The organism is Bradyrhizobium ferriligni, assembly GCF_056837965.1.
On record NZ_JBXEJO010000122.1, the window covers coordinates 1 to 14,895 of the forward strand.

Below are 14,895 nucleotides of genomic sequence, written 5' to 3' on the forward strand. Positions count from 1 at the left end.
TTGTCACGCCGCGACTCGACGTGCATCGACAATCCGAACTCACTGATCAACGTTTTACCCGGCGGCTTGCCACTGCCGATGCCCCAGCCGAAGTGCTCAATCTCAACATCGGAAACCTTCCGGCTCGGCGCGACAGCGAATTGGTAGCTGTCGACGACCACGCGCACTGCCACACGATCGATCTCCGGAACCTTACCGGCGACCGGTTCTGCGCGTACCGCCTTCCCGCTGCCGATCAGCGTCGCCACGACGGCGCTGAACAAGGCGGCACCGCCGCCGCATACCACATCGCGTCGATGAATTGCGTTACACTGGCAAATTAACACGATCAAATCCTCCTTTTACGCGGCCTTTGCTGCCGAAGGCATCACGCGGAAACGCGCTCCAAGGCGGAGGCGTTAGTGTACCGAACACGAGGATTAGACTCATCCTATCCCGCGTGGGATCGAGTGGCGAGTCACATTGGTCCGGTTCGAGTCATTTTCGACGGTTTCAGCGGAGATTGTCGGCTGGCCGATGTCCGCTTCTACCCGGTAAGCGTCCAACCGGGGCCTGCCCGGAAGCGTTGCGTCTCGCCAGACCGTTGCCGGAAGACTGCTCTCTCACCTGAAGCCCGGGTCAACGCTGCTTGCCGACCATGGCTATGACGCGACTGGATCAGAGAGCTGCCCATGAAAAAGGGGCATGGGCCAACATCCCCCCGAAAAGCAGTCGCAGCGATCCGATCTGCTTCAGCCCATATCTTTATCGCGCTCGCAACAAGGTCGAACGGTTCTTCAACAGGATCAAGCCATGTCGTCGTGTAGCAACACGCTATGACAGGCTTGCGGGAAACTACCTTGCCTTCGTTCAACTCGCATCTATCCGGATATGGCTGTCCTCAATGTTCAACTGGGCAATACGCGAGGGACTCGACATCGCTGCGAACCCGGTTCTCGGCACTAATCGACCCGCGCAGCCGAGCAGCCGCGAACGGGTCCTCACCGAGACGGAGTTGTCGGCCATCTGGTGGGCCAGCGGCGATGACGATTACAGACGCATCGTGCGTTTGTTGCTGCTCACAGCCCAACGCCGTCATGAAGTGGGCAGCATGCAATGGGCCGAACTCGATACTAGTTCGGGCCTCTGGACCCTGCCGGGTACCCGAACCAAGAACCATCGCGAGCATCACTTGCTGCCATTAGTTCCCGCCGCCTTGGCCCTGCTCCCGCCCCGCCGAGACGGCCGAGACTTCCTCTTTGGTTACGGACCCCGACGCAGCGGTGATCCCATCGTGGGTTCTCCGGCTGGTCAAAGTCGAAGGCAGCGCTTGATGAGCGCATCGCCGAGGCCCTAGGCGAACCCCTGCCCCATTGGACAGTTGACGATCTCCGGAGATCGGCGTCCACGGTTATGGCCGACCGGCTTGGCGTGTTGCCTCACATCGTAGAGGCGATCCTAAACCACGTCAGCGGCCACCGGGTCGGCGTTGCCGGTGTATATAACCGTGCCCGGTACGCCGCCGAGATGCGCGAGGCTCCTCAATGCTGGGCGCAGCACATTGCGGCTCTGCGTAAGCGCTCGGCAGTGGCGATCAGACAATTGTTGTCATAGGGCATGTCGACAATCGTAGTCACACCGCCGGTTGCAGCGCTCCGCGTCGACCAGACGAAATCCTCCTGCCCGAGTTGGTTGCGGCTGTGCACTTGGGCGTCGATCGCACCTGGCAACACCAGAAAGCCGGCACCGCCGTGCTTTTCGTCTACCTGCATCGCTTCGGCGCCAACGGACTGCACCTTGCCGTCACCGACCAGAACATAGCCGCTCTCGATCAGTCGGTTGGGAGATCGATCGTACCCGTGAAAACGCTGTCGGCCATGTTTCTTTTCTTCATTGATCGGTGTTTCGGTTCCCCCAACGTTTGTTGAAGGCCCTCAGCGCGACCAATCCCGATCGAGCGAAGCCGCCGATAGGAAATACCAAATGCAGCGAACGCCGCAGATCGCTGCCACTGCTCGACCATTCCCTGCCGCGGCTCTGGGCACGCCAGACCAAAATCTCAGCGCCGATCCGGCTTGCCCATTCGGACGGCTTCAATTATGTATAGACATGTTCGAATAAGGATCGTCGGCATGAATGACCGGGCACTCGTCTTCGACGGGATCGGACAGGACTTTCCGTCACCGGGGCAGCGGAACAAGGTCCGCGTGCTCGACGGCATCAGTTTCGACGTCGACCACGGCAACTTCGTCGCCGTGATCGGACCGAGCGGCTGCGGCAAGAGCACGCTGTTGCAGATGGCCGCCGGCCTCTTGATCCCGACCCGTGGTGCGGTGCATCACCGCGGGCGCAAGATCGGATCGATCAACACCGAAGTCGGCTTCGTGCCGCAGCAAGCCCAGTTGTTTCCCTGGAAAACTCTCGCCGAGAACGTCGAACTGCCGCTGCTGCTGCGTGGCGTTGCGGCCGATGAGCGACGCGAGCGCGTCGCCGACGCGCTCAATTCAGTCGGACTCAACGGCTTTGAACAGCATTTTCCGAGTCAGCTCTCGGGCGGCATGCAGAAGCGCGGCTCGATCGCACGCACCTTGGTCTATCGTCCGGATATCATTCTGATGGACGAGCCGTTTGGAGCGCTCGACGCGCAGACCCGCATGGTGATGCAGAGCGATCTGCAGAGCCTCTCGATGGAGGCTGGTGCGACCGTGATTTTCGTGACCCACGACATCACCGAGGCCGTGTTGCTGGCCGACCATGTCGTAGTGCTGAGCCAGCGGCCGTCGCGGCTGCTCGCCAATATCCCGATCGATCTGCCGCGGCCGCGCAACATGTTCGAGCCGTTCCGCAATCCGGGCTTCGAGGCCGCCTACGACGCGGTCTGGACCGAGTTCCGCTCGCAGATCGATACCGGACGGGTTCATTGACGGAGGGCAAGCCGATGACCGACACGGCGTATGACGCCCCTGCCGGCGACGCCACCGCGCGCCGAAGCCTCGCTGCGAGCGCAGCAAAGCCGCTGCAATGGTTGCTGAAACTGCTGCCGGGGATTGCGCTGCTGCTGTTCTGGCAATGGGCATCCGGCCGTCTGATCAAGGAGATCTATGTCAGCAAGCCGACCGCGGTCGCCCAGCGGCTGTACGAGCTGTTTGCATCCGGCGAGATTTATCCGCACCTGTGGACGACCGGCCAGGAGCTCGTGTTCGGTTACGTCATCGGCGTGGCCGGCGGGGTCATCGGCGGCTATGCGCTCGGCCGGTCGCCGCGGCTTGCGCGAATCTTCGAACCTTATGTGATGGCGTTCTATGGCATCCCCAAGATCGCGCTGGCGCCGTTGTTCATCATCTGGTTCGGCATCGGGATGGGATCGAAGATCGCGCTCGCCGCGATCATGGTGTTCTTCCTCGTCTTCTATAACGTGTTTGCGGGCGTGCGCAGCGTCGACCGTGAGCTCGTTAACCTCACGCTGATTATGGGCGCGAACCAGCGTCAGCTCACGTATCACGTATTCCTGCCGGCTGCGGCGCCGTATGTCATGCTCGGCATGCGGCTTGCGATCCCCTACAGCGTGATCGGCGTGATCGTCGGCGAGTTCACCTCGTCGGCGCAGGGTCTTGGCCTGTTCATCCACGAGGCGTCGTCGACTTATGATCCGGCCGGCGTCTTCGCGGGCATCGTCATTCTGCTTGCATTCGTCACCGTCGCCAACGTTCTCGCAGGGCGCCTGGAGCGCAGGCTGCTGCGCTGGCGCGCGCTGTCGGGTGCCGGCCCCGCCGACATCTGAAGAATACGGGAGACCATCATGCGCAAGACCACGAGTTTGGCGAGGCTGGCGATCATCGGCGCCGTACTGGCGCTCATGCTCGATACGGCGTCGGCGCAGCAGGCGGTGCGGATCGGGCTCGGCGCGCCGACCTTGAGTTTCCTGCCGATCTGGTCGGCGCGCGCGCTTGATACCTTCAAGTCGCAAGGGCTGAACGCCACCGTGGTGGCGCTGCCCGGTGGCGACTCGTCCGCCCTTGCAGCGCTCGATGCCGGCGATATCGAGCTTGCAGCCGTCGGCCCCGACGCGACGCTGCGCGCCGTGGCGAAGGGCCAGCCGTTCGAGATCGTGTACTCGCTGATGTCGAAGGTCACGCTTCAGCTCACCGTCTCGAAGGCACTTGCGGAACGCACCGGCGTGAAGCCGACCGACCCGCTTGAGAAGCGGATCGTGGCAATCAAAGGCGGCCTCATCGGCGCCACGGCCCTTGCCGGCGTGCAGGAGGTTGCGGCACGTTGGCTCGCCAGCAAGGGTGGGCTCGATCCAAAAGCCGATCTCAAGGTCGCACAGGTCGGCAATCCGACCGCCATTCAAGCCGCAATGGAAGCGAAGCGGATCGACGCCTTCCTGCTGTCGCCGCCTGAAGGGTTCTTGGCCGAGAGGGCGGGCACAGGTGTCGTGCTGGTGTCGCTCGGCGACGACTTTCCGCTGCTAGCCAATCAGCCCTACCTCGTGCTCGTCGCCAAAAAACCGATCAGCCCTGCAACCGCCGACCTCATCACCAGGACGGCCAAGGCGCTCCAGCTGGCCAGCGTTGCGACGGTCAGCAAGACCGACGAAACCGCCGAGGCAATCCACAAGCAATTCTTCCCCAAGGCCGATCCGCAAGCGATTGCGGCCGCGGTGAAAGTCATGAGCAGCGGCGTCGCCGACGGCGGCAGGATCGACGTCCAGAGCATGCAGAACGCGCTGACTTTCGCTAGGGAGATCGGCACCAATTTCGGCAAGGAGTTCGACGCCGCGGCGTCCGAGGACGATCTCTGGACCAACCGCTACGTCGATGCAGCCAAGGCGAAACAATGAGGATGCCTACGCCTGACCGCTCGGCGTGAATCGTGCGACCAGGTCATAGAGATCGGCGGGATGCGTGAAACGCACAGCGGTAATCGGCTCGCCGTTGCGCCAGGTCCATCGTTCGATGACAAGACAGGCTGCCCCGACCTCGACGGAGAGTTCGGCGGCAACCGCCGCGTCGGCATTGCGCGCCGAGATACGATGCTCGGCTTCAGTCCACGGGACATGGTCGACCAGCCAGGTGCTCGGCGCGACCTGCGAGAAATCCTGCTTGGCGGCATCCGGCACCGCCTTGAGATTGAGCAGCCGGTCCTCCAGCGCGAACGGCTGGTCCGCGGCATTGTGACGGCAGCGCAGCGCCATAATGGGTTCGCGGAGGTAAACCTCAAGCCGCCCCCTGTCCTCGCGCGTTGCACCACGCTGCTGCCGTTCCAGCAGCTCGTAGCCGTATTGCTCGCCGCGATTCTCGACCTCCGCCTTGAGGTCCGGAATCTGCAGTACGGCGGAATGCACTTTCGGGCGCGCGACGAAGCTGCCGGCGCGGCGCCGGCGCTCGACGAGCCCTGAGGCGGCCAGCGCCGAAAGCACCTTGTTTGCAGTCATTCGCGCGCAGGAATAGGTGTCCATCAGCTCGTGTTCGAACGGCAGACGGTAGCCGGGCGGCCACTCGCCTGACAGAATGCGGCCCTCGATGTCATTGCGGATACGTTGATGGAGAGTGCCGCCTGCGGACGTTCTCCGTTTCGATGGTGATGTCATTCTGTCAGCAAGCCCTCAAGTCGCCGGCGGAAAATGGCTGCGACCGATTCCGCCCGGTGATGCTTGCCCCTTGTCACAACCTTACGTCCCGATGTCCAGACGCAGTCCACGAGTGGGCGCGCGCTGCCGAATATCCAGCCGTCAAGGACGGCATCGCCAGACCGGCCGGCCAGCGCCAGGCTCTCGGCATCAAGGCTGACGAGATCGGCCGCAAGTCCGGGCGCAATGCCGCCGCTCACGCCGAGCGCCTGCGAGCCACCGGCCAGAGCACCATCGAACAGCGCGCGTCCGCTCGACGCGGTTTGCGGCGCTGCCATGACGTTGCGCACGCGCAACGTCATGCGCTGTGAATATTCGAGCTGGCGCAGTTCGTCGGCGACACCGATAAGGACATTGGAGTCCGATCCGACGCCGAATCGGCCGCCGGCCGCACAAAACCTCGGCGCATCGAAGATGCCGTCGCCAAGATTTGCCTCGGTCACGGGACAGAGCCCGGCGACCGCGCCCGACATTGCCAGGGTGCGACTTTCCTGATCCGTCATGTGCGTGGCATGAACCAGGCACCAGTTGCGGTCGACTGGCGCGTGATCGAGTAGCCACTGGACAGGCCGCGCCCCGCACCACGCGACGCAGTCGTCCACCTCCTTGGTTTGCTCCGCGACGTGGATATGGATCGGTCCGCCGGCGCCGAGCGGCACGACGACAGCCAGTTCGTCCGGCGTGATCGCGCGGAGCGAGTGCGGCGCGATGCCGACATTCGCCGCATCGCATCCAGCAATGCTGTGGCGAGCGCCTTCAACCAGCTGCGCAAACCGATCGACACTGTTGAGGAAGCGCCTTTGCCCTGGATCGGCGGCGTAGCCGCCAAATCCGCCATGAGCATAGAACACCGGCAGCAAGGTCAGTCCGATGCCGCTCACCTGCGCGGCCGCGGCGATGCGTCCGGCCAGTTCGGCGATATCGTCGTAGGGCGCGCCGGACGGATCGTGATGGACATAATGAAACTCGCCTACCCGCGTGAAGCCGGCCTCGAGCATCTCGACATAGGCCTGCGCCGTAATCGCCTCCACGTCGTCCGGCGTCATGCGATCGACGAACCTGTACATCAGCTCGCGCCAGGTCCAGAAGCTGTCGGACGAGGCGCCACGGATCTCGGTGAGACCCGCCATGCCGCGCTGAAAGCCGTGACTGTGCAGATTGGGCAGGCCCGGCAATCCGATCGCGTGGAGTTCATCGGCACCGGTCGCCGTGATACCGGTAGCGACGGCAGCGATCCGGCCGCCTTCGATCGACACTAGCACATCGCGCGACCACCCGCCCGGCAGCAGGGCCTGCTTGAAATGCAGCTGGGTCAATCTACTCTCCTGATCGGCGATGCTGGACAAAGCCCGCCTCGATATAATATGTATAGACAAATTCGATCTCCCAGCCAAGCGGCCGATGGAGAGATGACGGGCCTGCAATATCATGACAGTCGTTGACCGGATCTGGCATCACTGCCGGCTCGCCACGCTCTCTCCGGAACGCGAGGGACTTGGCGTTGTCGAGGACGGCCTGATCGCCACGAGGCACGGGATCATCGTGTATGCCGGTTCGCGGGCCGACGCGCCGACCGGCCTTGCTGCCGCCGAGAGCATCGACTGCGATGGGCGCTGGATCACACCCGGCCTGATCGACTGCCACACTCATCTCGTTTTTGGCGGCAACCGTGCCGAGGAATTCGAGTTGAGACTCGCGGGCGCCAGCTATGAGGAGATTGCCCGGCGCGGCGGCGGTATCGTGTCGACGGTGAAGGCGACGCGAAGCGCCAGCGAGGGCGATCTCGTCGCCTCCGCGCAGCGCCGCCTCGACACGCTGCTCGCCGAAGGCGTCACCACCATCGAAATCAAATCGGGCTACGGACTGGAGCTTGCGACCGAGCGCCGCCAGCTTCGCGCCGCGCGCAGGTTGGCGCAGGTCAATCCGGTCACGGTGCGGACCACGTTCCTCGGCGCCCATGCGCTGCCGCCGGAACGGGCCGGGGATTCCAAGGCCTACATCGCCGATGTCTGCGGCATGATTCCAGTGCTCGCGGCCGAAGGCCTGCTCGACGCCGTCGACGCCTTCTGCGAGACGATCGCGTTCTCGGTGGAAGAGACCGAGCAGGTATTTTCCTGCGCGCGCCGGCACAACCTTCCGATCAAGCTGCATGCCGATCAATTGTCGAATCTCGGCGGCGCCGCGCTCGCCGCGAGGTTCGGCGCCCTGTCTGCCGACCACCTGGAATATGCCGATGAGGATGGCGTTTCGGCGATGGCGCGCGCCGGAACGGTCGCGGTCGTACTTCCCGGCGCGTATTACTTTCTGCGTGAGCGGCAGGCGCCGCCGATCGAGCTGATGCGTAAACACTGCGTCCCGATTGCGCTGGCGACGGACAGCAATCCCGGCTCGTCGCCCCTCACTTCACTGCTGCTGACCATGAACATGGGAGCGACCCTGTTCCGCCTGACGGTCGAGGAATGCCTCACCGCCGTGACCCGCGAGGCCGCCCGCGCGCTCGGGCTGCTAGACAAGACCGGCAGCCTCGATGCCGGCAAGCACTGCGATCTCGCGATCTGGGACGTCGAGCGCCCCGCCGAGCTGGTCTACCGGATCGGCTTCAACCCGTTGCACGCGCGCGTCTGGCGAGGCCAGACGTGACCGCAGCATTCCCCTCACCATTGGATGTGCTTCCATGACACGTATCGATAACGCCCGCGTCATCCGTGCGCCGCGCGGCACCGCGCTTTCTGCGAAAAGCTGGCTGACCGAGGCGCCGCTGCGAATGCTGATGAACAATCTCGATCCGGACGTCGCCGAGCGGCCGGGCGAGCTCGTCGTCTATGGCGGCATCGGACGCGCCGCGCGCGACTGGGAAAGTTTCGACCGGATCGTCACGACGCTACGCCGCCTCGAAGGTGACCAGACCTTGGCCGTGCAATCCGGCAAGCCGGTTGGCGTTTTTCGCACCCATCCAGATGCGCCGCGCGTCTTGATCGCCAACTCCAACCTGGTGCCGCACTGGGCGACGTGGGAGCATTTCAATCTGCTCGATCGCAAGGGTCTGATGATGTACGGCCAGATGACGGCCGGCTCCTGGATCTATATCGGCAGTCAGGGCATCGTTCAGGGTACCTACGAGACCTTCGCTGAGCTCGGACGCCGGCACTACGGTGGCAGCCTGGCCGGCAAATGGATTCTCACCGCCGGCCTCGGCGGCATGGGCGGCGCGCAGCCGCTCGCCGCGGTGATGGCGGGCGCGTCGTGCCTCGCCGTTGAATGCCAGCCCTCGCGCATCGAGATGCGGCTGCGCACGCGCTATCTCGATCAGCAGGCAAAGGACCTCGACGAGGCACTCGCCATCATTGAGGAAGCCGGACGGACGCGGAAGCCGGTCTCGGTCGGGCTACTCGGCAATGCGGCAGAGATCTTTCCCGAGCTGGTGCGGCGCGGTGTGCGTCCCGACGCCGTTACCGACCAGACCTCGGCGCACGATCCGGTCAACGGCTATCTGCCGAAGGGCTGGACGATCAACGACTGGCAATCACGGCGCGAAAGCGACCCGAAAGCGGTTGATCGCGCCGCGCGCGCCTCGATGGCCGAGCATGTCCGCGCGATGCTCGACTTTCACCACATGCGCGTCCCGGTCGTCGACTACGGCAACAATATCCGCCAGATGGCGCTCGAGGAAGGGGTCGAGGATGCCTTCGACTTTCCCGGCTTCGTGCCGGCCTATATCCGCCCGCTGTTTTGCCGCGGTATCGGCCCGTTCCGCTGGGCGGCGCTGTCGGGCGATCCGGAAGACATTTATCGCACCGACGCCAAGGTAAAGGAACTGATGCCGAACGATGCCTCGCTGCATCATTGGCTCGACATGGCGCGCGAGCGGATTGCATTCCAGGGACTGCCGGCTCGTATCTGCTGGGTCGGCCTCGGCGATCGTCATCGGCTCGGGCTCGCGTTCAACGAGATGGTGGCGCGCGGCGAGCTGAAGGCGCCGATCGTGATCGGGCGCGATCATCTCGACTCCGGATCGGTCGCCTCGCCCAATCGCGAGACCGAGGCGATGCGCGATGGCTCCGACGCCGTATCCGACTGGCCAATGCTGAACGCGCTGCTCAACTGCGCCGGCGGGGCTACCTGGGTGTCGCTGCATCATGGCGGTGGTGTCGGGATCGGCTATTCGCAGCACGCCGGCATGGTGATCGTCTGCGACGGCACGCCGGAGGCCGCGCAGCGTGTCGCGCGCGTGCTCTGGAATGATCCCGCAAGCGGCGTGATGCGCCATGCCGACGCCGGTTACGAGGTCGCGATTGATTGCGCGCGCGCCAACAATCTCGATCTGCCGAGCCTCGGCTGAGGACGGCTTGCCGTGAGGATCATCCGCGCCGCCGATTGCCGTACCACGGCCTGGAAGAATGGCGGCGGCGAAACCACCGAGATCGCCGTCGAGCCCGCCAATGCCTCGCTCGACGATTTTGCCTGGCGCATCAGCATGGCTCGTGTAGCCTCCGACGGGCCATTCTCGGAATTCGACGGCATCGACCGAAGCCTCGCCGTGACGACAGATCGCGGATTGGCACTGACGATCGGCAATGTCGCGGACATCGTGCTCGATGGCACCTCGGAGCCCATGCGCTTCCCGGGTGACACGCCGACCTCGGCGCGTCTGCTTGCCGGCCCGATCACCGACCTCAACGTGATGACGCGGCGCGGCCTGTTCGATCACCGGCTGCAGCGTGTCCGCTTCCCCATGAATTGCGACTTCGGTGATCGCGAGACTGCCGTGGTCGTCGTTCCTTCCGGCGAGGTCAACTTGATCGCGCGCCGAGTCAGGGTGACGCTGATGAGCGGCGATGCTGCGATCCTGACGTCCACAGCCGATTCCCCCTGCCGGATCGTTCCGGCCGCGGAGAGCGCGTGCTATCTCGTGCTGCTTCGCGAGATGCGTGGTCAGGCCGGCGCAACGTAACCGGCGGCGCGTGCCTCGGCATCCCATCGCAGCATCAGCTGATAGTCATTCACCTCGACCGGCGCGAAGGCATCGAGACAGAGCCTGTCCCTCAAATCGGCGCAGGCAGGCGCGTTGGCAAAGGTTGCAAGTGTCGCCTGCAATCTGACGACGATTTCATCCGGGCAGCCGGGCGCGGCAACAAGGAAAGGGATCGGCGCACGATCGGTCGTCGCGACGATCCTGATCTTCGACATAAGATCAACCTCGTAGTGCAAGATCAGGTCCAGCGCGTAACTGTCGAGTGGGCCGATATCGATATCACCCGCCTGCAACGCGTCGAGGACACGGCGAGGCGTCGTCAGCGGCCCGGCGCTCTCCCGATAGAGTCTTGCACCGCGTTGCAGGTAGTGAGGCAGCAGGTGATGGCGCAGCGCGTTGTAGCCGGAATGGGAATCCGCGACCGTGTACCCGATCACACCGCCGAACGTGTCCTCGATCGTGTCGAACCTGGAATCCGCGCGCACCAGCAGCCGCGTCGCGTAGACCGCTTGACCGGGGATCGGCGCTCCGGCCGGAACGGGGGCTGCGACCGGCCGCAGCCGCTTCTGCGCCAGCATGAACGGATATCCGCACATGAAGGCGCAAGCGAGATCGTCGCGCGACCACAGATCGGACAGTGGCAGCGGGAAAGCGTGGTCGATAACGTCAAGCTCGACGCCGGCCTCGTGCGCCAGCCAGCCGAACAGTTCCTTCCATGCCGCTGCAGCCGGCGGACTGACCGAATACATTCGCGCATTGGCACCAAAGCGCATGTTCGGACCCTTCCACGCCAATGTCAGGCGAAGCGCAGCCTTTGCCCAACACCGATCCGTTCGGCCTTCTCCAGCATCGCATGTCCCAGCGCAATGTCGGAGAGCGACAATCCGCGATGCCAGAGCAGGTTCGTCTCGGAATCGCTTTGGCGTCCTGGCCGCAGTCCGGCGACGATCTGCCCGAGCTCGGCATGCAGCGTCTTCTCGGAAAGCTTGCCGGCCTCGACATGGGCGCGAAGGCTGCCAAACTTGCCGCCCTTGCACTGCCCCCAGTCGTCGACTACCAGTTTCGTCATCATGTCCGTCAGCGACAGCTCGATTGCGCTCATCGTTCCGTAGGGCACGACGAAGGCGCCGGGCTTGATCCATTCGGTCTTCAGCATCGGCGTCGGCTTGTCGAGGCGAGAGGCTTCGACGACGATGTCGGCGCCCTCCACGCAACTCTGCCAATCCTCCGTTGCAACGACCTTCTTGCCAAGATCGCGGCTCAGCCGCTCGGCAAAGCCGTTGCGGCTTTCCTGGCGGCGCGAATGGACGCGGATCTCGTCGAAGTCGAAGAGATGATTGAGCAGCCGCACGTTCCAGTAGGCTGTGCCGCGGGCGCCGACATGACCGAGGATCTTGGAGTTCTTGCGTGCGAGATATTTGGCGCCAACCGCCGTGACCGCACCGGTGCGCATATCGGTGATGCCGCTCGCATCCATGATCGCCCTAGGAGCGCCGGTGCGGGGATCAAACAGCGCCAGGATGCCCAGCTCGGAATGAAAGCCGAGCTTGTAGTTGTCGACGAAGTCTCCGACGATCTTGACCCCGGCTCTGTCGATCGGCGGTTTGATCGCTCCGCGCAGCACATTGAAGTGCCCGTTGGCCGCACCTGGCTCCAGGTGCACGCGCGGTTCGATCACGGTATCGCCCCTGCCTTGGGCAGCCAGGCTCGTCTCGATCGCCGCGAGGATTTCCTGGTCAGTGATCTTTAGCTCTTCGATGTCGAGCCGATTGAGATAGGCGATGTAGATTGGTGGCATACCAAGATCCCCTTGATAATATGTCTATACATAACTCTTGAGAAAATTCCTGTCAATCATTCAACGCCGCGCGGACTCGCTCCGGCGTTAGTGGCAATTCGCGAAATCGGATCCCAGTCGCGTCAAATATTAGCGGCGGCACTCACTGATTGCGCCGATTGCCGACGACTCGTTCCAAGTCATGTCACTCAGAGACCCAGAACCACTGGAAAGCGCCACGAACAACAAACCGACGCCGTTGCCCATGGCGGATTTGGCCATTCGCCGGCGTGTTCGGGTCAGTGCTTGCGACGGGCGCCCGCTATGCTTGGGTTCCCTCGGTAGTCCCTATCAAGTCGCCGGGAGCCGGATGTGTTCTCGGCTGCAACGATCGAGCGTGGCCGGCTCACGGTCGCCATCGGTGCCTGTAACGTCTGTCGGTGACAACGGTACCTTATTTTCGGAGAGCACTCGATACGCCGTTCGCCCCTGCGGCTTTTCGGGTAGGAATGGCGAAACGGCCACCCTCGGATCGGCTTGTGCGACGGCCCGATCGAAGGCGCGCTGCAAGAATGTTCTTGAATCATCCCACAGAAGGGTCATTTTGATCGCGCCCGCTTACGAAGCACTAGGCAGGACAAGGTTTTTCGGTTGCCCCGCGATAAAGGCCTCGATGTTGTCGATCATCTGGTCGGCAAGCGTCTGCATCGCCTCGTCACTCGCCCACGCCACGTGGGGCGTCAAAATGAGTTTCGGCGAATTGAGGGAGATGAGCGGATTGTCGGCCTCGGGTGGCTCGGTTGACAGCACATCGATCCCTGCGCCCGCGATGTTGCCGGCTTTTAGCGCATCCGCCAAGGCTTGCTCGTCAACGAGGCCTCCGCGCGCCGTGTTGATTAATATAGCCGACGGTTTCATCTGCGCCAATTTGCCCTTGTTGATCACGTTCCGGGTCGCAGGCGTCAGCGGCAGATGCAAGGACAGTACGTCACTCTTGGCGAGCACCTCATCAAGGGATGCGCGGCCGACATTTGCATCCTGGATTTGATAATGATCAAATGCGATGACCTTCATTCCAAACGCCAATCCAAGCGCCGCGACGGCGCGCCCGAGCGCACCAAAGCCCAGCAAACCAAGCGTGGACCCGGACAGATCGTGCATGGACCCAGAAAACACGCAGAAGTGCTCGGAACGCGACCAGTGACCGCTGTCGACGGCCGCTTGATGCGAACGAAGATTGCGACGCAACGCCAAGATCATCGCGAAAACATGCTCCGGAAGCGAATGGACCGCGTACCCACGGACATTCGTGATTGAAATGTTTCGATCAGCACAAGCCTTGGCATCGATGACATCCGTTCCCGTCGCAGCGACGGCGATGAGTTTAAGTTTTGGTAGCTGGGCCAGGACCTCTTCCGGCAGGCGAACCTTGTTTACAACCGCGATCGTGGCGCCAATTAATCGCGCAACGACCTCGGTCGGCTTCGTCGCCTCGTAGTCTATCCAATCATGGGCAAAGCTTGGGCGGCGGAGGGTTGCCTGCAAACTGCCCCGGTCGAGAAAGACGATTTTTTCTTGTGGCACCGGTTCACCTGTAGCGACGGCCATGCTGTTACTCTCTTCCTCCGAGGGATCGTTTTAGCCCCAGATCGCGCCCGGCCGTCTCGGGTGCCAATGCGAGCGACAGCAGCGTTACGGCCGACACACCAATGAGCCACAGGGCAATAGGCCAGGGTTGCCCGCTCGTGGCCGCGATAGCCGCCGTCGCGATGAGAGGCGAAGGCCCACCCGCAACGATGGCGACGAGCTGCGCTCCAATCGACATGCCGGAGTAACGCACCTGGGGATCGAACATCTCCGCGAAGTACGCCGCTTGCGGCGCATACATGGCCGACCACCCCACGGACAAGGCTAACACCACGGACAACGTCATCAGGACGGGGTTTGCCGTTTGAAGAAGCCAGAAGAAGGGAAACGCGAACAATCCGGTAAAGAGGGCGCCGCCTACGAAGACCGGCCTGCGTCCCAAGCGATCCGTCAGGCTCGCGAACAGGGGAATCGTGCCCATCGTAGCGAAAGCGGCAATCACGACGGCTGTCAAAATCGTGCCGCTACTGACGTGCAAATACTTGGTAGCGTAGGAGAGACTGAAGACACTAAAGATGAAGAAGGAGCCGTTCTCTGCAAAGCGCGCGCCGATAGCGAGCAGAACTGACCTCTTGTTGTGTTTCAGGATCTCAAGGCCTGGAAACTTCTTCAGTTCCCCCTGCTCGGCCATATCGGCAAAGATCGGCGTTTCTTCGATGGCGAGCCGTATCAGCATGCCGATCGCGACGAGCAGAATGCTGATCAAAAACGGGCAGCGCCATCCCCAGCTTTCAAAATCGTCGGGCGGCAGCGACGTAAAGATCGCCATGACGCCCGTCGACAAAACGAGGCCGGCCGGTACGCCAAGCTGAGGCCAAGCGCTGTTGAGCCCGCGCTGATCGGAGGGCGCATGTTCAACCACCATCAAGACGGCCCCTCCCCATTCCC

Annotated in this window: 13 protein-coding genes and 2 pseudogenes; 7 read left to right on the plus strand and 8 right to left on the minus strand. The window is 63.1% G+C overall.

Going from position 1 to position 14,895, the window contains the following annotated elements; all coding sequences use genetic code 11:
- Positions 1-263 (minus strand): annotated as a pseudogene (locus tag AC1VNY_RS40870) (MBL fold metallo-hydrolase); the annotation flags it as partial.
- Positions 264-585: 322 nt separating this feature from the next.
- On the opposite strand from AC1VNY_RS40870, the pseudogene AC1VNY_RS40875 reads away from it, so the two are divergent.
- Positions 586-898, plus strand: a pseudogene (locus AC1VNY_RS40875) (transposase); the annotation flags it as partial.
- Positions 899-1,520: 622 nt separating this feature from the next.
- Here AC1VNY_RS40875 and AC1VNY_RS40880 read toward each other — a convergent pair.
- The gene (locus AC1VNY_RS40880) at positions 1,521-1,751 is read right to left on the minus strand and encodes a hypothetical protein (RefSeq protein WP_482409429.1); all 231 of its coding nucleotides are present in this window, start codon (positions 1,749-1,751) and stop codon (positions 1,521-1,523) included.
- A gap of 360 nt (positions 1,752-2,111) precedes the next feature.
- Between AC1VNY_RS40880 and AC1VNY_RS40885 the strand changes: the two genes are divergently transcribed.
- Genes AC1VNY_RS40885 through AC1VNY_RS40895 form a run of 3 tightly spaced genes read left to right on the plus strand, consistent with a single transcriptional unit; the run spans position 2,112 to position 4,822 of the window.
- The gene (locus AC1VNY_RS40885; RefSeq protein WP_482409430.1) at positions 2,112-2,903 is read left to right on the plus strand and encodes an ABC transporter ATP-binding protein; all 792 of its coding nucleotides are present in this window, start codon (positions 2,112-2,114) and stop codon (positions 2,901-2,903) included.
- 14 nt (positions 2,904-2,917) lie between these two features.
- Positions 2,918-3,760, plus strand: a complete 843-nt coding sequence (locus AC1VNY_RS40890) for an ABC transporter permease (protein WP_482409431.1) — start codon at positions 2,918-2,920, stop codon at positions 3,758-3,760.
- Positions 3,761-3,778: 18 nt separating this feature from the next.
- Positions 3,779-4,822: an ABC transporter substrate-binding protein gene (locus AC1VNY_RS40895; protein WP_482409432.1), complete on the plus strand. Its 1,044-nt coding sequence runs from the start codon at positions 3,779-3,781 to the stop codon at positions 4,820-4,822.
- Between the two features lie 6 nt (positions 4,823-4,828).
- Here AC1VNY_RS40895 and hutC read toward each other — a convergent pair whose 3' ends face one another.
- Positions 4,829-5,572 (minus strand): histidine utilization repressor, encoded by a 744-nt coding sequence (gene hutC, locus AC1VNY_RS40900; RefSeq protein WP_482409433.1) that lies wholly within the window; start codon positions 5,570-5,572, stop codon positions 4,829-4,831.
- Positions 5,569-6,927, minus strand: coding sequence for a formimidoylglutamate deiminase (locus AC1VNY_RS40905; protein ID WP_482409441.1), 1,359 nt, complete (start codon positions 6,925-6,927; stop codon positions 5,569-5,571). Before AC1VNY_RS40905 ends, hutC begins: the two co-directional genes overlap by 4 nt.
- A 112-nt stretch (positions 6,928-7,039) precedes the next feature.
- Here AC1VNY_RS40905 and hutI point away from each other — a divergent pair, with 112 nt between their 5' ends.
- From hutI to AC1VNY_RS40920, 3 genes are read left to right on the plus strand one after another with little or no spacing between them, the layout of a single operon-like run.
- On the plus strand, positions 7,040-8,251 hold the full coding sequence (hutI, locus tag AC1VNY_RS40910) for an imidazolonepropionase (RefSeq protein ID WP_482409434.1): 1,212 nt from the start codon (positions 7,040-7,042) through the stop codon (positions 8,249-8,251).
- A 34-nt stretch (positions 8,252-8,285) separates the two neighbouring features.
- Positions 8,286-9,950 (plus strand): urocanate hydratase, encoded by a 1,665-nt coding sequence (gene hutU / locus AC1VNY_RS40915; protein ID WP_482409435.1) that lies wholly within the window; start codon positions 8,286-8,288, stop codon positions 9,948-9,950.
- 12 nt (positions 9,951-9,962) lie between these two features.
- A complete protein-coding gene (locus tag AC1VNY_RS40920) occupies positions 9,963-10,562 on the plus strand; it encodes a HutD/Ves family protein (protein WP_482409436.1) in 600 nt (199 codons plus the stop codon).
- Here the strand turns inward: AC1VNY_RS40920 and AC1VNY_RS40925 are convergent.
- From AC1VNY_RS40925 to AC1VNY_RS40940, 4 genes are all read right to left on the minus strand, one after another.
- Complete coding sequence (locus tag AC1VNY_RS40925; protein ID WP_482409437.1) at positions 10,544-11,356, minus strand: phosphate/phosphite/phosphonate ABC transporter substrate-binding protein; 813 nt, start codon at positions 11,354-11,356, stop codon at positions 10,544-10,546. The genes AC1VNY_RS40920 and AC1VNY_RS40925 overlap by 19 nt on opposite strands.
- A gap of 23 nt (positions 11,357-11,379) precedes the next feature.
- On the minus strand, positions 11,380-12,381 hold the full coding sequence (locus AC1VNY_RS40930; protein WP_482409438.1) for an ornithine cyclodeaminase family protein: 1,002 nt from the start codon (positions 12,379-12,381) through the stop codon (positions 11,380-11,382).
- Between the two features lie 597 nt (positions 12,382-12,978).
- On the minus strand, positions 12,979-13,968 hold the full coding sequence (locus AC1VNY_RS40935; RefSeq protein ID WP_482409439.1) for a D-2-hydroxyacid dehydrogenase: 990 nt from the start codon (positions 13,966-13,968) through the stop codon (positions 12,979-12,981).
- Between the two features lie 4 nt (positions 13,969-13,972).
- Positions 13,973-14,895: MFS transporter (locus AC1VNY_RS40940; protein WP_482409440.1), on the minus strand; the 923-nt coding region annotated here is incomplete at its 5' end.

What these genes read in the sequence shown, in the direction of transcription:
- AC1VNY_RS40935 (WP_482409439.1), bottom strand. Translation starts at nt 13,968, where the DNA reads ATGGCCGTCGCTACAGGTGAACCGGTGCCACAAGAAAAAATCGTCTTT.
- AC1VNY_RS40890 (WP_482409431.1), top strand. Translation starts at nt 2,918, where the DNA reads ATGACCGACACGGCGTATGACGCCCCTGCCGGCGACGCCACCGCGCGC.
- hutC (WP_482409433.1), bottom strand. Translation starts at nt 5,572, where the DNA reads ATGACATCACCATCGAAACGGAGAACGTCCGCAGGCGGCACTCTCCAT.
- AC1VNY_RS40895 (WP_482409432.1), top strand. Translation starts at nt 3,779, where the DNA reads ATGCGCAAGACCACGAGTTTGGCGAGGCTGGCGATCATCGGCGCCGTA.
- hutU (WP_482409435.1), top strand. Translation starts at nt 8,286, where the DNA reads ATGACACGTATCGATAACGCCCGCGTCATCCGTGCGCCGCGCGGCACC.
- AC1VNY_RS40930 (WP_482409438.1), bottom strand. Translation starts at nt 12,381, where the DNA reads ATGCCACCAATCTACATCGCCTATCTCAATCGGCTCGACATCGAAGAG.
- AC1VNY_RS40925 (WP_482409437.1), bottom strand. Translation starts at nt 11,356, where the DNA reads ATGCGCTTTGGTGCCAATGCGCGAATGTATTCGGTCAGTCCGCCGGCT.
- AC1VNY_RS40880 (WP_482409429.1), bottom strand. Translation starts at nt 1,751, where the DNA reads ATGCAGGTAGACGAAAAGCACGGCGGTGCCGGCTTTCTGGTGTTGCCA.
- AC1VNY_RS40885 (WP_482409430.1), top strand. Translation starts at nt 2,112, where the DNA reads ATGAATGACCGGGCACTCGTCTTCGACGGGATCGGACAGGACTTTCCG.
- hutI (WP_482409434.1), top strand. Translation starts at nt 7,040, where the DNA reads ATGACAGTCGTTGACCGGATCTGGCATCACTGCCGGCTCGCCACGCTC.